This window comes from Xenorhabdus sp. BG5 (assembly GCF_015163665.1).
GTDB lineage: Bacteria > Pseudomonadota > Gammaproteobacteria > Enterobacterales > Enterobacteriaceae > Xenorhabdus.
In genome coordinates, this window is sequence record NZ_JADEUG010000023.1 from 1 (window position 1) to 17,386 (window position 17,386).

At 44.2% G+C, this 17,386-nt stretch carries 17 protein-coding genes; 8 read left to right on the plus strand and 9 right to left on the minus strand.

What is annotated here, in order from left to right; translation table 11 throughout:
• Window positions 1-164: 164 nt before the first annotated feature.
• On the plus strand, window positions 165-383 hold the full coding sequence (locus IQ209_RS12425) for a hypothetical protein (RefSeq protein ID WP_193851599.1): 219 nt from the start codon (window positions 165-167) through the stop codon (window positions 381-383).
• Window positions 384-385: 2 nt separating this feature from the next.
• Window positions 386-766, plus strand: coding sequence for a hypothetical protein (locus IQ209_RS12430; RefSeq protein WP_193851600.1), 381 nt, complete (start codon window positions 386-388; stop codon window positions 764-766).
• Window positions 767-838: 72 nt separating this feature from the next.
• On the opposite strand, the gene IQ209_RS12435 is transcribed toward IQ209_RS12430, so the two are convergent.
• A complete protein-coding gene (locus tag IQ209_RS12435) occupies window positions 839-1,117 on the minus strand; it encodes a SymE family type I addiction module toxin (RefSeq protein ID WP_193851643.1) in 279 nt (92 codons plus the stop codon).
• Between the two features lie 406 nt (window positions 1,118-1,523).
• On the opposite strand from IQ209_RS12435, the gene rarD reads away from it, so the two are divergent.
• A complete protein-coding gene (gene rarD, locus IQ209_RS12440; RefSeq protein ID WP_193851601.1) occupies window positions 1,524-2,414 on the plus strand; it encodes an EamA family transporter RarD in 891 nt (296 codons plus the stop codon).
• A 166-nt stretch (window positions 2,415-2,580) separates the two neighbouring features.
• Here the strand turns inward: rarD and corA are convergent, their stop codons facing one another.
• From corA to IQ209_RS12475, 7 genes are all read right to left on the minus strand, one after another.
• Window positions 2,581-3,531: a magnesium/cobalt transporter CorA gene (gene corA, locus IQ209_RS12445; RefSeq protein WP_193851602.1), complete on the minus strand. Its 951-nt coding sequence runs from the start codon at window positions 3,529-3,531 to the stop codon at window positions 2,581-2,583.
• A gap of 88 nt (window positions 3,532-3,619) precedes the next feature.
• Window positions 3,620-5,785, minus strand: a complete 2,166-nt coding sequence (gene uvrD, locus IQ209_RS12450) for a DNA helicase II (protein ID WP_193851603.1) — start codon at window positions 5,783-5,785, stop codon at window positions 3,620-3,622.
• Between the two features lie 46 nt (window positions 5,786-5,831).
• Window positions 5,832-6,548: a 5-amino-6-(5-phospho-D-ribitylamino)uracil phosphatase YigB gene (gene yigB, locus IQ209_RS12455; protein WP_193851604.1), complete on the minus strand. Its 717-nt coding sequence runs from the start codon at window positions 6,546-6,548 to the stop codon at window positions 5,832-5,834.
• The gene (xerC, locus tag IQ209_RS12460) at window positions 6,548-7,462 is read right to left on the minus strand and encodes a tyrosine recombinase XerC (protein ID WP_193851605.1); all 915 of its coding nucleotides are present in this window, start codon (window positions 7,460-7,462) and stop codon (window positions 6,548-6,550) included. The genes yigB and xerC overlap by 1 nt, the downstream gene beginning before the upstream one ends.
• On the minus strand, window positions 7,459-8,163 hold the full coding sequence (locus IQ209_RS12465; protein ID WP_228005864.1) for a DUF484 domain-containing protein: 705 nt from the start codon (window positions 8,161-8,163) through the stop codon (window positions 7,459-7,461). Before IQ209_RS12465 ends, xerC begins: the two co-directional genes overlap by 4 nt.
• Window positions 8,164-8,211: 48 nt before the next feature.
• Window positions 8,212-9,036: a diaminopimelate epimerase gene (gene dapF / locus IQ209_RS12470; RefSeq protein WP_193851607.1), complete on the minus strand. Its 825-nt coding sequence runs from the start codon at window positions 9,034-9,036 to the stop codon at window positions 8,212-8,214.
• Window positions 9,037-9,073: 37 nt separating this feature from the next.
• Window positions 9,074-9,271 (minus strand): lipoprotein, encoded by a 198-nt coding sequence (locus IQ209_RS12475; protein ID WP_193851608.1) that lies wholly within the window; start codon window positions 9,269-9,271, stop codon window positions 9,074-9,076.
• Window positions 9,272-9,349: 78 nt separating this feature from the next.
• Between IQ209_RS12475 and cyaY the strand changes: the two genes are divergently transcribed.
• A complete protein-coding gene (gene cyaY, locus IQ209_RS12480) occupies window positions 9,350-9,670 on the plus strand; it encodes an iron donor protein CyaY (protein ID WP_193851609.1) in 321 nt (106 codons plus the stop codon).
• Between the two features lie 111 nt (window positions 9,671-9,781).
• Here cyaY and IQ209_RS12485 read toward each other — a convergent pair whose 3' ends face one another.
• The gene (locus IQ209_RS12485) at window positions 9,782-12,400 is read right to left on the minus strand and encodes a class I adenylate cyclase (RefSeq protein WP_193851610.1); all 2,619 of its coding nucleotides are present in this window, start codon (window positions 12,398-12,400) and stop codon (window positions 9,782-9,784) included.
• A 740-nt stretch (window positions 12,401-13,140) separates the two neighbouring features.
• On the opposite strand from IQ209_RS12485, the gene hemC reads away from it, so the two are divergent.
• The 4 genes from hemC to hemY are packed head-to-tail and all read left to right on the plus strand — an operon-like array spanning window position 13,141 to window position 17,217.
• A complete protein-coding gene (gene hemC, locus IQ209_RS12490) occupies window positions 13,141-14,082 on the plus strand; it encodes a hydroxymethylbilane synthase (protein WP_193851611.1) in 942 nt (313 codons plus the stop codon).
• The gene (gene hemD / locus IQ209_RS12495; RefSeq protein WP_193851612.1) at window positions 14,079-14,819 is read left to right on the plus strand and encodes a uroporphyrinogen-III synthase; all 741 of its coding nucleotides are present in this window, start codon (window positions 14,079-14,081) and stop codon (window positions 14,817-14,819) included. Before hemC ends, hemD begins: the two co-directional genes overlap by 4 nt.
• Before the next feature lie 20 nt (window positions 14,820-14,839).
• Window positions 14,840-16,009: a uroporphyrinogen-III C-methyltransferase gene (gene hemX / locus IQ209_RS12500; RefSeq protein ID WP_228005865.1), complete on the plus strand. Its 1,170-nt coding sequence runs from the start codon at window positions 14,840-14,842 to the stop codon at window positions 16,007-16,009.
• A 2-nt stretch (window positions 16,010-16,011) separates the two neighbouring features.
• Complete coding sequence (gene hemY / locus IQ209_RS12505; protein ID WP_193851614.1) at window positions 16,012-17,217, plus strand: protoheme IX biogenesis protein HemY; 1,206 nt, start codon at window positions 16,012-16,014, stop codon at window positions 17,215-17,217.
• Window positions 17,218-17,386: the final 169 nt, after the last annotated feature.

Below are 17,386 nucleotides of genomic sequence, written 5' to 3' on the forward strand. Positions count from 1 at the left end.
TATTACAATGACATCCGTCCTCATCGCTTTAATGGGGGAATTTCTCCCGCTGAATATGAAAGACTGTGGGAAGAGGCTAGAAATGTGTCCGAAACTTCTTGACCGCTACATTAGTAAAGGGGTCTAGGCAATGGAAACAAGCTGTCAAAGATTTACAGCAAGCTATGTCTAATGGTGAAAAATTCCAAGTAAAAGTACAATCTAGCTCTGATGCAAAAGCATGTAAGGCCCATACTCAAAGTGCTCGTGCAGATGGTGTTGAAAAATACCCTAAAGGATATGAGCAGCATATGGGGCCAGAAGGTGGATTTGGGGATACACCACATATTAAATGGTATAACAATGGAACGGATGGTCATATTTTCTATGACATACCGAATTAATAATGAAAAATGAATATTCTTTTAATTTTTTGATAAAAAAAGAATTATTATCAGGTAAAGAACGTGAGAATATATTCTTTGAAATGTTTGAGTTTGTCACAGATGGAATATTATATGAATCATCATCTCTTGATAGTTTGAAGGATATCTTATGTGAAGAATCGTATTACATTGCACATAATTTAGTTTCTTATAAAGGTAAGAAAGCTATTTTTAAAGGGAAAATCGTAGTTAGTGAAAAAGAAAATCTAGTTTCTTTTTTGTATAAATCTGCTGAACTTAATGATCTAAGAACTTTATTGATAGCACCTGTTTTCAATGAAAAACCTAATTATGTAATATACTTAACTGAAGGTAACTGTCATTTTTATCATAAAAATTGAGTTGACAATGTAAGTAATGTTATTTGATGTGTAAGCCGGAAAGGTCTGCATGATTTTCCGGCTTTTTTATCGTTATTCTGCCTGATAATCCCCGATCAACTCCCACATCCGCAGCTTGATGTCACTGAGCTGATCTTGCTGGCGCTGGTACTGTTGCTTGATGGTGCGGGTGTCGTCAGTGTCAGGTATCAGCACCAGACAACCGTCCATAATCTTCACCGTCAGGGTGCAGCCCTTATCAAACCCGGCGGCCTTAAGCCACTGGCCTTTAAGATGGATCGCAGGTGGGGCGGTGGCCTTGTCATTTTGCGGCACGTATCCCACAGTGTAATAACGTTCTGTTTTGGCTATTTATAAGCCAATACAAATAAATTAATCATAACGCCACTGATACGATTTCCAACAGCAGCCACGCTGAATCTACCTTAGCCATGATTAGAAACCAATAATCCGAAAATATCTTAATACTTTGTTTTTACATGAAATTAATGAAAAAATTTTAAATTAAAAAGAAATTAAATTATGAATAACAGATAAAACAGGAGTCAGATTGTATAAAAATAGATAATCCTGTTACCTAAACATAATCATTTAGCATAAAGTGCCATTTAGCTAAGTGGAAAGATTTAATTTATTCCTCATGCTATTAACTACTTGTAAATCATTTATTCAAATGACACATTGTATAGGTCTATGAGCTATCACCTTAACCAGCTCTTCTGATTTTCTGAACATTCTCTAAACATTCAAGGATATTATGAGTAACCAACAGACTGCCAAAGGTATCTTGTATGCCTTGGGGGCTTATCTTATTTGGGGATTGGCGCCCATCTACTTCAAAGCCATACAATATGTGCCACCCGATGAAATCGTATCACACCGTGTTATATGGTCAGTTTTCTTCATGGTACTGTTGCTAACGTTGACTCGTCACTGGCGCCAGGTTTGGGCTGTTGTTCGCCAACCGAAGATACTGCTATTGCTAGGCATTACTGCCTTCACTATTACCAGTAACTGGCTTACCTATATCTGGGCAGTCAATAATGGACATTTGCTGGAAGCGAGTCTGGGGTATTTTATTAACCCACTGGTTAATGTGCTGTTTGGTATGATATTTCTTGGTGAACGTTTCCGCCGTATGCAGTGGGTTGCCGTGGGATTGGCCTTTACCGGTGTATTGCTCCAGCTATGGCAGTTTGGTTCCGTTCCGATGATTGGTTTGTACTTAGCGACGACGTTTGCTGTCTATGGTCTGATCCGCAAAAAACTAGGCATTGATGCACAGACGGGTATGTTGATTGAGACAACCTGGGTATTCCCTGTCGCCCTGATTTACCTGCTGTTTTTCACCCATAGCCCAACAAGTAATATGTTGGATAATGCGTACTCTTTGAACCTCATGTTGATTGCTGCCGGTATTATTACAACAGTGCCACTACTGCTCTTCACCGCAGCCGCTGCGCATCTGCGTTTGTCCACGCTGGGCTTTTTTCAGTATCTTGGCCCAACATTAATGTTCTTGCTGGCAACGTTAGTTTATGGTGAGGAAATCGGACCAGATCGTTTGATCACTTTTGGCTTTATTTGGGCTGCCTTGATTTTATTTACTCTGGATGCGCTCTATACGCAACGTCGTTTACGGAAATAATTTAATTCATTCAACGACATTCCTAAACTGACTCAAGACATTATCTAAAATTTGGGTCAGTTTTTTTGTACCCCAGAAACATAGATAACTATGTAACTGGAGTTAGTCAAATTAGCCTGCAAAGCAACTCGTTAGCAAACAAGAAAATAGATAGCGGGTGGGATGGCTACAGCCAATTTTTGCGTTTGAAGTAAAGGTAAGGAGCTAAACCCGCTGCTATCATCAATCCAATCGCCGCAGGATAGCCGAATGTCCAATGCAACTCCGGCATAAATTCGAAGTTCATACCGTAACTGGACGCAACGAGTGTCGGTGGCAGGAATACCACAGAGACAACGGAGAAGATCTTGATAATGCGGCTTTGTTCAATGTTGATAAAGCCCATCGCCGCCTGCATCAAGAAGTTCACTTTCTGGAACAGGGATTCATTGTGCGGCAGCAAGGATTCAATATCCCGTAAAATTTCACGGGCCTGTTCCAACTGATTCGCAGGCAAGCGGGCACGGCGCACAAGGAAGTTCAGGGCACGTTGGCTATCCATCAGGCACAAGCGAACTTTCCAGCCAATATCTTCCTGTTCAGCAAGATTAGACAAAGCAGAATCAAACTCATCGCCCTGTTTGCCTTTCATAATGACCCGACTCAGAGATTCCAGCGCACTATAGATGTTTTCAATGACATCAGCCAATTGTTCGATTTTGGTTTCGAACAAGTCCATCAACAGTTCATAGGCATTCCCGTCAACCATCGTCTGGTTACGGGCACGCATTCGGTATAATCGAAATGCAGGGAGTTCACGCTCTCGCAATGTGTAGAGACGACCGTCACGGATAGTAAATGCGACTGTCGAATTGCCAGCATGGTCTTCGGCATCTTCAAAGTAGAAGAATGAATGGACGTGCATACCATCTTCATCTTCAAAAAAACGGGCTGATGCCTCAATGTCATCCAACTCGGTGCGGGTCGCCAGGACTTGTCCCAGCTCATTCTGGACACGGAGGCGATCATCATCCCCCAGACCGACTAAATCTACCCACATGGAGTCAGATAACTGATCACCTTCTTCAAGTTCAAGACGGAGCAGGCGATTATTCTCTAATTTAAATGCGTTCAGCATGTACCATAAGTCTCCTTATACTCCCTACGCTTATCGTAAGGCGCGAATGTTACGCTTAGAAGAAAAAGCCTGTCAACATTCAACCGGATTATTGGCCTGTTTCGAGTCTGGCATAGGCGGCCACTAACCACTTAATACCTTCACCCTGAAACGCGACTTGCAAGCGGCAATGCTCCCCACTGCCTTCTATATTGATAATCGTTCCTTCACCAAATTTAGGATGGCGTACACGCTGCCCAAGTGCATAACCACTGTCATTAGCACTGACAGGCGTACCCAGTCGTTTGTGGCTGACCGGACGGGATACTGTTGCCCGCAAGCGAACTTCTGTCACGCATTCTGTCGGTAATTCTCCAATAAAACGAGATGGGCGATGATGAACTTCCTTGCCATATAAACGGCGGCTTTCCGCATAAGTCAGCGTCAGTTTTTCCATCGCCCTGGTCACGCCTACATAGGCCAGGCGACGTTCTTCTTCCAGCCGACCACCTTCTTCGATGGACATCTGACTCGGAAACATGCCCTCTTCCATACCCACAATAAAGACTTGTGGGAATTCCAAACCTTTTGCTGAGTGCAAGGTCATCAGTTGCACTGCATCCTGATAAGCATCTGCCTGACCTTCCCCCGATTCAAGTGCGGCATGGGAAAGGAAGGCTTGCAATGGCAGCAGGTTTTCATCTTCATCCTGATAGCTGAATTGGCGGGTTGCCGTGACCAATTCTTCAAGGTTTTCGATACGCGCTTGCGCCTTTTCACCTTTTTCCTGCTGATACATCGCCCGTAGACCAGAATCACGAATAATGCGATCGGCCTGCACATGCAACAGCATCTCCTGCGTTTCTGTTTCCAGCGCATCAATCAATTCAATGAAGCGCTGTAGCGCAGATGCTGCACGCCCAGCCAGCACTTTTTCCTGTATCAATACCAAGCTACTTTCCCACAAGGTTTTTTGCTGATCCCGCGCAACCTGGCGCACAACATCAAGTGTTCTGTCGCCAATGCCCCGTGTTGGCGTATTTACCACGCGCTCAAAAGCAGCATCATCGTGACGGTTTGCGACCAGACGCAAGTAGGATAAAGCATCTTTGATTTCCTGACGTTCGAAGAAACGCTGGCCACCATAAATGCGGTAAGGCATGGAAGCCTGCAACAAGGCTTCTTCCAAGACGCGGGACTGGGCATTGCTTCGATATAAGATCGCACACTCTTTCAGTGCGCCGCCATTATCCAACCAATGCTTGATACGGCCGACAACATAACGGGACTCATCCAATTCATTGAAGGCGCAATAAAGTGAAATTAGCTCCCCCTCGCTGCCTTCTGTCCACAAATTCTTACCCAAACGATCACTGTTATGGGCAATCAGGGCATTGGCAGCTTTAAGGATATTGCTGGTCGAACGGTAATTCTGTTCCAGGCGAAGCGTTTCCGCTCCCTGAAAATCCTTGAGGAAACGCTGGATATTTTCTACCTGAGCACCACGCCAGCCATAAATGGATTGGTCATCGTCCCCGACAATCATGACCTTGCCGGTATCACCAGCCAAAAGGCGAATCCAAGCGTATTGAATGCTGTTGGTATCCTGAAATTCATCCACCAGAATATTCGTGAAACGTTCACGATAATGTTGCAGGATTTGTGGCTTGTTCAGCCAAAGTTCATGGGCGCGTAGTAACAATTCTGCAAAATCCACCAGCCCTGCGCGATCACACGCTTCCTGATAAGCCTGGTAGATTTTCAGCCAGGTTGCCTCTACCGGATTACCATAACTTTCAATGTGCTGTGGACGCAATCCTTCATCTTTTTTGCCATTGATGTACCACATCCCCTGACGGGCTGGCCACTGTTTATCATCCAGATTCATCGCTTTGATGATGCGCTTGATGAGGCGGTGCTGATCTTCGCTATCAAGGATCTGGAAATCCTGCGGCAAATTTGCATCAAGGTGATGAGCGCGCAACAAGCGGTGAGCAAGGCTATGGAATGTACCGATCCACATTCCGCCCTGACTGGTGCCTATCAGGTTTTCGATTCGGTGCCGCATCTCAGCAGCCGCTTTATTGGTAAACGTGACCGCCATGATAGAAAACGGCGTGGCATTTTCAACTGACAGTAACCAAGCAATCCGATGAACCAGCACACGCGTTTTACCACTGCCAGCACCAGCCAGTACCAACATATTACTACGGGGAGCGGCAACCGCTTCACGTTGTTTATCATTGAGGCTTTCGAGCAGATAAGAAACGTCCATAATTACCGTCAGTTGTTAATATTTTTATATAGATTTCGATTTGAAATTATATCAGTGCTACCAAAGAAGCCAAATCAGAAATCTCAATATGTGGCACCAGACGCCCTTCAGGTTCCTGCATCAAGTTTTTATTCTCGATGTTGATCCAACAGGCTTGCATACCACTACAAAGTGCTCCTTCTACATCTGTATTCAGATTATCCCCCACATGCAGGATCTGATTTACAGGCAGATTGAGCCGATCTGCCGCGAGCTGGTACATATCAGGGTAAGGTTTGGAGCGTCCATCTACGCCCGCTTTCAGGACAAATTCAAAATAATGGGCAAGCCCACATGCAGCCGGTTCAGCGTTCCCATTAGTAATTGCGACTAACGGCATTTTTTCCGCCAGTATGGACAAAGTGTTATGGGTAGATTCTGGAACAGTGATTTGGTTACGCCAGTACATAAAACAAGACATCATTTCATTCGTACCACGTACTGTCTCTTCATCATTGAAACCCTGGTGGGTAAACATCAGTTCTGCGGATTGCCGACGCCATGAAGTTACATCATGATAAATATCAGGTTCCCGTTCAAGAACCGCCTGGCGGTATAAATGCAGATCTTCATGCCCAAAGTGACCGAATTTGGCATCGTACTGCCTGATAAAACACAATACTTCTTTTTCGGTTTTATCGATTACAGGATGATTATCGTAAAGCGTATCATCCAGATCGAATGTCATCGCAGCAAACGGCGCGATAGGCCGATAAAAACGCATTATGATTTTCCTCGTTTGGCTCTGGGGTGAGCCACATCATAGACTTTGGTCAAGTGCTGAAAGTCCAAATGGGTATAAATCTGGGTGGTCGACAGGTTCGCGTGGCCCAGTAATTCCTGCACTGCACGCAGATCGCCGCTGGACTCCAGAATATGTGTGGCAAAAGAGTGACGCAATTTATGAGGGTTAATATGGCTGCTAACACCTTGCCGAATCCCCCACTGTTCAAATCGTTTCTGTACATTACGGGCAGAGAGACGTTTTCCGCTTTTGGAGGAAATGAAAACCGCATCATCTTCCGGTTCAAGTAATTCCCGCATTTCCAACCAACGCTGGAGCCATTCCTGCGCCATACGGCCGAACGGCACTTTACGTTCTTTGCTACCCTTGCCATATACCCAAACTTCCCCTCCTGCCAAATCCAAATGGCGACAATCCAGGCCCACCAGTTCAGATAAACGCAACCCCGCTCCGTACATCACTTCCAGCATTGTTCTGTCACGCACTGACAGCGGATCGTTCAGATTAATATTGAGCAGTTGGTTAACTTCATCCACATCCATATTTTTAGGTAAGTGGCGTTTTTTACGGGGGGTACTGACTGTTTTAGCCGGATTAGCTGCCAGCTTATTTTGCATTACCATCCAGTCAAGAAAACTACGCAAAGAAGAAAAGCGCAAAGCAAGGCTGGCAGACTGTAATCCAGCCCGCCGACTACGGGAGGCAAACATTTTGACTTTAGCCGGATCTAACTCCTGCCATTCACGTATCCCCATCTCCAGTGACATTTCCGCCAAAACTGCCAAATGGCGTCGATAGTGAGTGATCGTGACGAGGCTTAAACGTCGCTCAACCCGCAAATAGTGCAAGAAGTCTTCCACGGGCGCTAACAATAAATCAATCGGCTGAGTCATGCGCGTTCAATCCAACGGGACAACAAACCCGGCAACAGCTTAGCCAAATGGGCGAGAATGTCAGTTCCCATGCCTTCGTGATAGTGCTGCTTATCATGGCTATTGAAAATAACCATGCCCAACTCCCCTCGTGATCCTAAAAGGGAAATCGCCACTGAGCCAACATGGCGTGCCTGTGGCATCAACAATAAAATCTCTGGGCCATGCAATCGGCCAAGATAATGATTTTTTTCACCAAATCGCTTAATGCGGACGGATTCAAAAGCCTGACGGGAAATAGTCAGCTCCGGCACATTCAGTGGTGCACCAAGATGCCATTTATCACTGAACAACCGAATATAACTGTTACTCAATCCCAATATTTTTGACCATGAACTTAGGCAGGAAAGAAAGCCCTGCAAACTCTTGACACCAGAGAGATCTGACAGTAATTGCAATAAGCTACTGAACAGTACTTCATTCTGTTTCGCCTGCGCTATCAAATGGTTCAGATCGTCTTCCAAATAACAGATACGTTTCCTCTGGCGGTTCATATGCCATTCCATTAAAGAGACACTGTCCCGCACTGGATGAGGAACTCTTATTTTATCGACCATATTGGCATTACGGATAAAAAAATCTGGATTATTCAATAAATAATCCACGACTGTCTGATCATCCAGCCTGTTTCCGATGTGCAATGGATCGTCTTTTTCACTCATTTTCCAATGCCCCATATTTCAAGAGAGACTCAGCAAACACAGAATCAATCACAAATGAATCGTACCATCATAAACATGGGTTGCAGGCCCAGTCATAAAAAGGGGTTTGCCCGGCCCATCCCAGCGAATTTGCAGTGTCCCACCCGGAAGGTCAACCCGAACTTGATTATCCAACAGATCCTGCTGAATACCGACTGCCACTGCGGCACATGCGCCACTGCCACATGCCCGTGTCTCACCAGCACCGCGCTCATAAACACGCAACCGAATATGGCCCCGATTTATTATCTGCATGAAACCAATATTGGCACGTTCAGGAAAACGTTCATGGCTTTCCAACACGGGCCCCAATATTTCCACTTCGGCAGTGTCCACATCCTCAACCTGTATAACACAATGAGGATTTCCCATCGATACAACGCCGCAAAGTACCGTATGTTCGTTAGTACGGATAATATAGGTTTTCTCAGCCTTATTGGCGCGAAAAGGGATACGCTGCGGCTCAAAATCCGGCTCTCCCATGTTGACACAGACTTGCTCATCATTTGTGATGCTTAATATCATTCGGCCCGCTTGTGTACTGACCTTGATATCACGTTTATTGGTCAACCCCTTGAGACGGACAAAACGGGCAAAGCAACGTGCTCCATTACCACACTGGGAAACTTCACTGCCGTCAGCATTAAAAATGCGGTAGTGAAAGTCTAAGTCAGGATCATAGGGCGCTTCAACAATCAAAAGTTGATCAAAGCCCACCCCAGTATTCCGGTTAGCCAGACGGCAAATTAACTCTGGAGAAAAATAAACATTTTGGGTCACTGCATCAACGACCATAAAGTCATTACCAAGACCATGCATTTTGGAGAACTGCATATACGACTCCAGGAGAAATCACATTACCAAATCACTATCATGCATTCATCGATATATTGTCTTTTAATAAGCTGTTTTCTAACAACTTTCCTGACTGTGCCTTATCCATTTTATGCATAGGTACCTGTGTTGCAGATGTTTTTGCAGGAGGAAAATAGAGAGGCCCTTTCAAGCCACAGCCAGCCAAAGAAAGTAATGTTATGATAGCCAGTGACCACCGAAGTTGTTTTTTCATCATATTAATGCCTGTGATTCATGCGCCAATACTCTCTATAATCGCAGCTAGGCCCTGAAAAGCAAATAGGAAATAGACATGAACGATAGCGAATTTCATCAATTGGCTGATCAATTGATGTTTCATATTGAAGAACAACTGGATAATTACGATGGTGATACGGATATCGACTATGAAACAAACGGCGGTGTGATGACGCTGAGTTTTGAAAACGGCAGTAAAATCATTATTAACCGCCAAGAGCCTTTCCATCAGATATGGCTGGCAAGCAAAAATGGCGGTTATCATTTTGATTATCGGGATAGTCAGTGGATTTGTGACCGTAATGGTCATGATTTTATCTCTATGCTGGCACAAGCCATTACTGAGCAAAGCGGTGAATCATTCCAATTTTCGTGACTATATTTCATTAAAACCCAATTTCATCAAAACCAAATAAAAACAATTAGTCAACGAAAGATATCTAATAAAAGCGCCTGATGATACAGGCGCTTAAGTTCACTGATAATATCAATAGTGATACAGCGAACGATAAGGATCGTGTGCATGTGCTCCACAGGTTTTATCAAGACGCTCGTCAATAGGGAGCCTTGTATCATTCGCTTCTACATCATCCACTGGGTACACTCCCTCTATAAATGGAGTGACATGGGTACGCTCACCTTTCTTAACGATTTGATAGAACTGCGGCAAGTTGAAATTGACAAAACTAGAGCCATAAGTAAAACGATCATGTGATGATGAATAAAATCGGCTGATATCTCGCACCAACTCTTCTTTACTGCCTTCACAATGGGAATAAATTTCCACCCGATTTGATTCATCAAGAATATAAATATTGAACCCTTGTTTGTTTTCAATATCTTCGAAAAAGAACTGGATAATGCCTTCACAGGCAAAACCGTCTATTACAGGCGGTAAGTGTTTTTCTTTGGTATCAATTTTGACTGGCAGGCCATGCAATTTGGTGTTGGAAATCGCACCATAGAATTCCACTGCATTTTCCAATTTTTGCACCGAAACGTTTAACCGTTCGAAGAATAATCCCCATGTTTGCCCTGAGATGCGTAATGCCTTAAAACGGTTTGGATCTTGTCGGTTGCTGGACAAGCGTAACTCTATACACTCCGAAACTAATTGCTGGATACGTGTGCGGATTAATCCACGTAAGTGTTTGCTATAACAGAATACTTCAACGTCAGATGGCGGTGCTGCATCTTGATGCATTTTGCCCAATATGGTTTTCAATGCTTCCAATACCGATTGTTCACCACTGAAATGCAAGGTTCTCACTTCATTCCATGAATTGCGGTAAAGCAAATCTATGCTACCGACCAAACATTGCTGCAATTCGCCAAAACTGAAAACATTCAGGTTCCTTAAGTCAAAACGAACGATTTGATCAGAAAATGCAGCTGTTGGATCTTGTTCTAAATTGACAATAATCGCCAAGTGGCGGATTTCACACGGGCTATATAGTGCTTTTGGTGTAGGGGCAGGTAGGCGGATTGGGAAATGAGCGGCAATGTCATCCACCAAATCATATAATTTCTGCCTGTCACACTGAGATCTGCCGTGATGAATATGGAGCCGAGTATCTTTAGACAACAGGCCATTAAAATAGGTCCAGGAAACTAATTTATTCAGATAGCGATTGTATTCCAATGGTTGATGACCAGTGATCGATTCAATCGTGGGGGCATGGTTGTAAAGATACCAACCACTGCGGTTTACCCGCCCCGGAGGGACATAGATGAAAGTCAGATCCTTTTCCGACAGATCCGGTGATATCTGAGGATTCACCAAAGTCACTTTACCGGGCAATGCTTCAAAAGCCGCATACAATTTACGGGTCAATACGCCAATATCTTGCGGGCTGGCACTCACACTTAAATTATTACGGCGGGCAAAGCGGATTAAGTTGCGATAACTCTGCATCATGGTATCAAGCAATTCATTATGGGCATCACGCACCTGCTCAATTTTCCATGCATTACGGTTATCCAGCATGGCCAGTTTATTCTCATCCCAACCCCATTCGCGCACCAACTGGGACATAACCTGACGACGCCATCCTGTACAACCTTTATCATTCTGGCCTGCCAATAATTTCTCGCATACCTTCAGATAAAAACAACGACGCGCCAAATCAAGGCGCGCAAGGTCGTTCGTGGCAGTCAGGTAGCGGGTTACACGCTCCAGCATCATGCTATAGGCATCAAGACCAAAAGAAACAATTGCACCGTCATGAAAATATTGCTTCATTTCCAGCGCCAGAAGTTTTCCATTGGGATATTCCCATGAATAAGCTTCCAACAACAGGCTTTTCAATACAGCCTTATAAGGAGAGTCCACGCTCTTGTAAAGTTGCCAGAGGCTCGCCCCAAAATATTCTTCTGCGGACAATTCCCCCAAGCCCCCCAGATCCAACCATTCATTTGGCGTCAACACACCTTGAGCATAGAGTGAAAGGACGTACTCATCATAATGAGTCTCCTCTTCTACTGGAACCATTGCCCATAACAAGCGCTTGCCAGCCATACAAACCGCTGTGCGATAAAATTCATCAAGCAGAAGGATATGTTGGGTAGAACCGCAATCTTCACCGTTCAAACTACCACAGGCATTATGCCGAAAACGGTTTTCATCAATCAGAAAAAAAGTCACCTCAGTACCCAGTGAAGCCGCCCACTGTTCTATCAAGGTACATTTTTGTTCCAGCAAAGCTTTCTCGTCACTATCCAACCAAGATTGATGGCAAACCCAAATATCTAAATCAGAAGAACAACTTTGTCCGATAGAAGAAGTACTGCCCATGGAATAAATTCCGGTAATCGGCAATTCACCATTAGACATATGTGACAATACATCTGGCAGGGCACCAGTAAGCTGGTTATCCAGATCATTAATCCAAAACTGCTGTGCTTCATCAGGCATAAAAAAACAAACGCCGTGAGGAACATCGCTTTTGATATAACCTGGCATCATTGGATGATGATAATGTAATAATACTGGAATTAAACTATAAACTTGCTTGAAAGCGTCACTCATTAAGCTCGTAGCGCGCTCTAATCTAAGTTGGTTAATTGCATCCAGTCGCTGCTTCAGCGTTTCAATATAGAGATACAAGAGTTTCGCCTGATATCAGTTCCAGTGCCTAAAGTAGTCCCCTGTTTCCGATAACGCATGGTATTACAAGATTATTTAAAATTATTTTTACAAACTTATTGTCGGAAACGTGATCAATTTAACACCTTGCAATCAAAGCGTAAAGTACGCAATACCATCTTTTCTCTTCACCTGCAATAGCCGAAACACAATTAACTCATTGTAAAATATTAAGTTAATCACGAAACAGACACAATAATATACTTTTTTAGCATAACTATTATCGTTGTTTATTTTTCATATCGCGGTTGTAAAGCATTGTAAATACATCACTCTTTCATCAATATTTAACTGAATAATATTTTTCTTATTGTTAAATATTTTCACCGCTTTTTATCATTAAGATAAGTACAAATTTCAATTTGCTTTTAAATCAATCTCTTTGTTTATTTTATCCATTCGAATAAAATATTATTTTAATATTTAAAATTATTTTTATTTCAGAAACTGTATATCCATATACTATTTTGATTGTTTCTGGCTTTTTCGTAACTGGAAAAAAAATCATTGAGATGTTAAAACTGGCACTATTTTCTCACTAATTGGCGACTAACTGGTGGCTAAAAACCCTTATTTTCATCAATTCAAGTTGCGTAGTAGTTAATACCCTGGTCAATAAAGCAACAAAAATTGAAAAATGAAGAATATAGAAACCATGAGTTAATACAGTTACCCAATATACTTACCTAATAGATTTATCCATGACAATGAAAACCATTCGCATCGCTACCCGCCAAAGCCCATTAGCTATGTGGCAAGCGCAATATGTTCAAAAACAACTGAAACACTTTCATCCAGAACTGCAAGTAGAGCTGGTTCCAATGGTGACACGCGGCGATATTATCCTCGATACCCCATTAGCAAAGGTGGGAGGCAAGGGGCTGTTTGTGAAGGAATTGGAATTAGCTCTGCTCGAAAAGCGAGCTGATATTGCCGTCCACTCCATGAAAGATGTCCCTGTCGAATTTCCTGATGGTTTGGGATTGGTCACAATCTGCGAACGGGATGATCCACGGGATGCTTTTGTTTCAGTAAAATACGCCTCACTCGATGACTTACCAACTGGCAGTGTTGTGGGTACGTCCAGTTTACGCCGCCAGTGCCAAATCCGTCAGCGACGTCCTGATCTAGTCATTCGTGACTTACGCGGTAATGTCGGTACCCGCCTGAATAAGCTCGATAACGGCGATTATGATGCCATTATTCTTGCAACAGCGGGCCTGAAACGGCTGGGATTGGAAGAACGCATTCGTATGCCATTAGAGCCTGAGTTATTGCTGCCAGCCGTCGGTCAAGGGGCGGTAGGTATTGAGTGTCGGCTCGATGATCATCAAACCCGTGAACTGCTGTCGCCCTTGAACCACGCAAGAACAGAAGCTTGCGTTCTTGCTGAAAGAGCGATGAACACCCGCCTTGAAGGAGGCTGTCAGGTACCGATTGGCAGTTATGCCATCTGGCAGGGAGAGAGGATTTGGCTACGCGCGCTAGTGGGTTCCCCTGATGGCACAGTGATCATACGCGGTGAAAGAGTGGTCTCACCCAAAGAGACTCGTCAAGCGGGTATCGCATTGGCGGAAGAGTTATTGGAGAAAGGCGCACGCCAGATTCTGACTAGCGTATACCAGAGGAACCTACCGAAATGAGCATTTTGATCACCCGCCCTGTCCCCGCAGGAGAGGAATTGGTCACGCGACTGCGGTCTATTGGAAAATCAGCCTTCAGCGCCCCACTCATCGAAATTCATCCGGGGGCAGATTTGCCATTACTGCCACAAAAACTGCAATGGCTATCTGCGGGAGATCGGGTTTTTCTATTATCAAAAAATGCGGTTCATTATGCCAATGAACAGCTTATTCAAGCAGGCCAGTCATGGCCTGAACAGCTATCCTATTATGGGATCGGCAAATCAACTTCCCTGATGTTTCATCAATTAACTGGATTAGAAATCTTCTATTCTAAGCAAGGTGAAACCAGTGAAGATCTACTGCAACTCTCCACCTTACAGTCAATGGACAATAAAAAGATTTTATTGCTCCGAGGCAATGGCGGACGTGAAGTGATTGCCTCCACATTAATGCTCCGTGGAAGCGTAGTAGATTACTGTGAATGTTATTCACGCCAGCCAGTCAAATACGATACAGCCGATTTCAGTCGTCACTGGCAGCAATGTGGTATAAAAACCATCGTTGTCACAAGTGGCGAAATGCTGCAACTGTTATATAACTTAGTCACTGATAGCGACGGAAAAGCATGGTTATTGAATTGCAAGCTGATTGTGGTCAGCAAACGTCTTGCTAATATCGCCCAGACTTTGGGCTGGCAAACAATACAAGTCGCCAAGAGTGCAGATAATGACGCCTTAATCCAGGCACTGGAATAAATTAATATGGGATGTCCATTATGACGGAACAAAAAAAGACGGAACAAAAGCAACCTACCGATGCGGTTAAGAGTTATGGATGGTTAGGTAATACGCTCTCAATTGCCATTTCTTTGGCGATAGGTGTTGGTGGTCTTTATATTTATTATCATGGTCAACAGCAGAATGCAGCATTAACAGCCGAAAATCTCGTTCTTCAACAAGAGATGGCTTCTCTGACACAACAGCAGTCTGCCGATAAGCAAAACTTTGGCACCAAACTCCAAGAGTTGAAGGATTCTTTACAACAAGCCAACTCACAAAATCAACAGCTCAATGGTCGCATGGCAGAGCTTCAAAAACGTGTTTCGGCATTTTCAAATACGGATGTTGAAAACTGGAGACTGGCGCAGGCAAGCTCCCTCGTTAAGATGGCAGGCCGAAAAGTCTGGAGTGAACAGGATATGACTACTGCCATCGCCTTGCTGAAAGATGCCGACCAGAACCTGGCTGAAATGGATGATCCCAGCCTGCTCTATGCCCGTAACGCTATCATGGCAGATATCGATTCCCTGACCAAAATCAAACAGATTGATTTAGATGGTATTATCCTGATGCTGAATCAGCTATCAAATCAAGTCGATAACTTACACCTTGCCAATAAAGTAGAACAAGCCACATCGGAGAAGGCAAACGATCATGGGATCACTGCTTCCCTCACTGATTGGCGCCAGAACCTGAGCAATAGCTGGCACAGCTTTATGGATAACTTCGTTACCATTACTCCACGTGATAACAGCAAGGAGCCGCTGCTGGCACCTAACCAAGGCGTTTACCTGCGCGAGAATATTCGTTCCAAGCTGCTGATTGCGGCGCAGGCGGTTCCTCGCCATCAAGTTCAAATTTATCAGGACGCATTGAAAGATGTTCAAACTTGGGTAAATGCCTATTTTGATACCTCTTACCCGGAAGCAGAGAGCTTTTTAACAAACATCGCTTCACTGCAAAAGAGACCGTTATCCATTGATGTTCCTGAACAACTAAACAGTCAGCCAATATTGGCAGAGTTGGTTCGTAAGCGTATCTATAACTTACCTCATCCTAAGCAATCCCAAACAGGTTCCCAACCTGAAATTCAGCCTGAGGAACAATCACGGTCGATAACAACAGAAACCACCGATCAGGCAAAAACATCCGTTGGGGAGAGTTGAACATGCTAAAAATATTCTTGCTGTTCGTTATCCTTATCGTAGGGATTGTAGTTGGCCCCATGATGTCAGGTCATCAAGGATATGTTTTGATCCAGACAGACAAACTCAATATCACCACCAGTATCACCGGGCTAGTAATTATCTTCCTTCTGCTGCAATTCCTGCTGATTTTCATCGGCTGGTGCTATCGTCGCTTAAAACGTACCAGCACATTCACCCATAGCTGGATCTTTGGTGGATATAAACGTCATCGTGCCCATTCACAAACCAAACAGGCGCTACTGAAATTCGCCGAAGGAGACTTCAAGCAAGTTGAGCGCCTGATGGCGCGCAACGCTGACCATGCAGAACTTCCTGTCGTGAATTATCTGCTAGCGGCAGAGGCAGCCCAACGGCGCGGTGATTATTTCCGTACCAACCAATATATTGAACAAGCGGCCGCAGTTGCTGATAAAGACCTGCTCCCTGTTGATATTACCCGTATCCGTGTCCAATTGGCACAAGGTGAAACCCATGCCGCGCACGTTGGTGTGGACAAGCTGTTGGATCATGCTCCTCGTCACCCTGAAGTATTGCGATTGGCGGAACAGGCTTACTCTCTTTCAGGTGCTTATCAATCCTTGATTGATATCTTGCCTTCCATGCTGAAAGCTAATCTGCACAGTGAAGAAGAGATCCTTAAATTGCGTCAGCAAGCCTATATCGGATTAATGAATCAAGTTATGGCAGAGAAAGGCAGTACGGGACTGAAAATATGGTGGAAAGATCAAAGCCGCAAAATTCGTCATGACATTGTGCTGCAAGTCGCCATGGCCGAACATTTGATTGAATGCAATGATCACGAGACTGCCCAACAAATCATTTTGGACGGATTAAAACAGCAGTATGACGAACGTTTGTTGCTATTAATTCCCCATCTTAAGGCAAGTGCTTCTGAAGCCATACAAAAAACCCTCTCTCACCTGTTAAAGCAGCATGGCGCAACCCCATTGCTCAATAGTACTCTGGGGCAGGTTGCCTTGCGTCATGGTGAATGGGCGGATGCTGAATCAGCATTTAAAGCCGCTCTTGCACAGAGACCAGATGCCCATGACTACGCATGGCTTGCCGATGCACTGGACAGATTGCAAAAGCGTGAAGAAGCTACCCAAATCCGCAATAAAGGCTTTATGCTGACCTTGAAACGTGATAGCGAAGTCGAAGTATAAAAGCGCGGAGGCACACCTCAGTTAACGATGAAATATAAGGGATACAATTGAGTCGTTAACCGAGGTGCATTCACCATTAGAGCTCATGGCAAACTGCCTAAAGCCTATCCTTACTTTTCTACAGACAAAAAAAAACACCTATCAAAAAAGACAGGTGTATAAATACAAT